This window comes from Microcystis sp. LE19-10.1B, assembly GCF_027530565.1.
Taxonomy (GTDB): domain Bacteria; phylum Cyanobacteriota; class Cyanobacteriia; order Cyanobacteriales; family Microcystaceae; genus Microcystis; species Microcystis aeruginosa.
The window spans coordinates 1-2,306 of the sequence record NZ_JAPZQM010000056.1; the positions used below are offsets into that span (position 1 = coordinate 1).

Annotated in this window: 5 protein-coding genes; 3 read left to right on the top strand and 2 right to left on the bottom strand. The window is 39.4% G+C overall.

All coding sequences use genetic code 11. The annotated features are described in order from the left end of the window. Positions 1 to 244: 244 nt before the first annotated feature. Both O9332_RS02135 and O9332_RS02140 read right to left on the bottom strand, forming a co-directional pair. Positions 245 to 646, bottom strand: a complete 402-nt coding sequence (locus O9332_RS02135) for a type II toxin-antitoxin system VapC family toxin (RefSeq protein WP_002762712.1) — start codon at positions 644 to 646, stop codon at positions 245 to 247. Continuing rightward, positions 646 to 882 carry a hypothetical protein gene (locus O9332_RS02140; protein WP_002762714.1) on the bottom strand — a complete coding sequence of 79 codons (237 nt, stop codon included), beginning with the start codon at positions 880 to 882 and terminating at the stop codon, positions 646 to 648. Before O9332_RS02140 ends, O9332_RS02135 begins: the two co-directional genes overlap by 1 nt. 221 nt (positions 883 to 1,103) lie before the next feature. On the opposite strand from O9332_RS02140, the gene O9332_RS02145 reads away from it, so the two are divergent. The 3 genes from O9332_RS02145 to O9332_RS02155 all read left to right on the top strand — a co-directional run bounded on the left by O9332_RS02145 (position 1,104) and on the right by O9332_RS02155 (position 2,169). Continuing rightward, positions 1,104 to 1,289 (top strand): anacyclamide/piricyclamide family prenylated cyclic peptide, encoded by a 186-nt coding sequence (locus tag O9332_RS02145; protein WP_002762716.1) that lies wholly within the window; start codon positions 1,104 to 1,106, stop codon positions 1,287 to 1,289. 260 nt (positions 1,290 to 1,549) lie between these two features. Next, positions 1,550 to 1,780, top strand: coding sequence for a type II toxin-antitoxin system Phd/YefM family antitoxin (locus tag O9332_RS02150; RefSeq protein ID WP_002762718.1), 231 nt, complete (start codon positions 1,550 to 1,552; stop codon positions 1,778 to 1,780). Next, positions 1,765 to 2,169, top strand: a complete 405-nt coding sequence (locus tag O9332_RS02155) for a type II toxin-antitoxin system VapC family toxin (protein WP_002762720.1) — start codon at positions 1,765 to 1,767, stop codon at positions 2,167 to 2,169. Before O9332_RS02150 ends, O9332_RS02155 begins: the two co-directional genes overlap by 16 nt. The last annotated feature ends 137 nt before the right edge of the window (positions 2,170 to 2,306 follow it).

The following is a 2,306-nucleotide window of genomic DNA, read 5'->3' on the forward strand; positions in this document are numbered from 1 at the left end:
CAAGTCCTTATCTGGCAACGTTTTTAGTCGATTTCTCGAAATACATAGCTGAAAATTTTTAAAAACGTCGTGCTTTGCTTACCTCATAAGCGATTAAAGGTAGCAAAAAAAGAATTAGATTCGGAGAATGAATCAGCCCTACCCTTCAAAAGGGGGACTTATCCCTAGAAGGTATTTCAAAAAACTACAGTTCCCACAATGGACGCAGTTTAAAAGCTAATTTACTGACTCAATTAATCGCAAATCACCAAATTAAAGAGATACCTGTAAGAGGCATTCTCCTATCACAACTAATAAGCGGTAAACCAAGGTGAAAGGCTGTAGCGGCAATTATTCTGTCAGGTAAATCAGGTACGGCAGTTCGTAATACGGTCGCCAAAACATTGACAACCTCGGCAGTCAAATCAGCTAAGATAAACCCACTATTACCAGCTAATAACTCTGCATCTAATTGGGATTTTAGTTCAGGTGCAATACGTCCTTTTTCTTGCAGATAAATTATCTCTATTAAACAGATAGTTGGAATATAAATGACAATTTCACCGCGATCGCATTGTTCAAATGTTTGGTTAGCTGTAGAACTCAAGCGTGGACTATCCTCTAAATACCAAATCAAAGCATGAGTATCGGTCACTGCATCACTCATCAAATATCCTCACGAGGAAAGTTAGCTCCTATCTGTTGTTTTACATCAGCGATATCTGCATCACTGATGTTGGCACCTCGCCATAATCCCCGCAAAGATTTACGAGGTTGATGGGTAGTAACCACTAACTGTTGTTTAATATCAGGAGTCACTTTTTCAATTAGACGTACTTTGTCTAGAGGAGAAAGCTGTTTGACTATCTCTAAGGCATCTTCTAGGGTAACAACTCTTGTCATCTTTTTAGACCTCAAGAAATAATGAGAATAACTTTCTGATTACATATCATCTTACAACGAATTTGAATCTTGGATCAAAAGGTTAAAATTCTCACAAAAATATTGACAAGTGCTGATCTAAGCTTAACAAAAACTTAACACAAATTCACTTAAAAACTATTGATTCGGCAGAAAAAAGGTGGTATGACTGAACTCAACAACAATAATGGAGGACTTACCCCATGAAAACTAAAAAACTGACACCCCGCAATGCTGCTCCTGTCCAACGGGAAAATACCGCTACCGTCTCTCGTAATGGCAATGCGATCGCTCAACTTGATTGGGGAACTTTTTGTGTGGGAGAGGATGGGAATGGCAATTGTGAAGAGTGGTACGAACTGCCTTTTGCGGGAGACGACGCAGAGTAATCCCTCCGATTTTAGCACGAACCTCAAATCAGGTCAAAAGTCTTTTTCTCCTTGCCAGGGCGCACGGTTTGCCTCAAGGAATTGACCTACAACCCTAGTTAATTCCTGGCTTTCGGATACCTGACACGGGGAGAAGCATTGCTCGGGGAGAGGGGGAGCGGGGGAGTACAGGTTTTTGCTCTTCTGTTGTCTCCCTTTTCCTTGGCTCACCAGTGCTAGAAGATTTAGATTCACAATAGGATACCAAGGAAAATTTTTTTATGAAAACTGTTGACAAAACTCAGTTAAAAGCTAATTTACTAGAATTATTGCAAATTGTGGAGTTACAAGGAGAAGAAATTTTAGTGACAGAAGGGACTAAACCAGTGGCGAGAATTTCTCCCTATCAAAAAAGTTATTCAACGGCGGAATTGTTTAAGAATATGCGAGGCAAGGTTCAGTATTTTGAAGATTTAACTACCCCAACAACCGAAGAATGGACGGAAGTATAAAAATTGTTCTTGATACTTGCGCCTTAATCTGGTGGAGTTTAGATCCCGACAAACTTTCTCAAAAAGCCAAGGAAGCTTGTGAACAGATGGAACAGCAAAAAAATGGTTTAGTACCATCAACAGCAATCTGGGAAATAGCCATTAAGGTTAACAACCGCAAATTAGATTTAGGAGTGAACATAGATGATTATATTGCAACTCTAAAAAAATCTGATGTTGTTCGGATTATCCCGATCAATGAGGAAATTTGGCTCGACAGTGTTAGGTTAAAATGGGAACATCGAGATCCGGTAGATAGAGTAGTTGTGGCGATCACCCAAAGAGATAAAGCAAATGTTATCACCGCAGATCAAAAAATAGCTAGTTTCTATTCTTCAGTAATTTGGTAAGCAACTAATCAACTAATCTACTCCTAGTGGACTGTTTCAACTAAAATAGGGCAATAGATTTGGCTCTTCTGGTTTCTGTGTGGAAACGAGGTCTATACTGATAGAATATCCGCAAAATAGCCCTAAAAGTCTTGCCC

Coding starts and splice junctions, on each gene's coding strand:
- O9332_RS02135 (WP_002762712.1), bottom strand. CDS start 646: ATGAGTGATGCAGTGACCGATACTCATGCTTTGATTTGGTATTTAGAG.
- O9332_RS02140 (WP_002762714.1), bottom strand. CDS start 882: ATGACAAGAGTTGTTACCCTAGAAGATGCCTTAGAGATAGTCAAACAG.
- O9332_RS02145 (WP_002762716.1), top strand. CDS start 1,104: ATGAAAACTAAAAAACTGACACCCCGCAATGCTGCTCCTGTCCAACGG.
- O9332_RS02155 (WP_002762720.1), top strand. CDS start 1,765: ATGGACGGAAGTATAAAAATTGTTCTTGATACTTGCGCCTTAATCTGG.
- O9332_RS02150 (WP_002762718.1), top strand. CDS start 1,550: ATGAAAACTGTTGACAAAACTCAGTTAAAAGCTAATTTACTAGAATTA.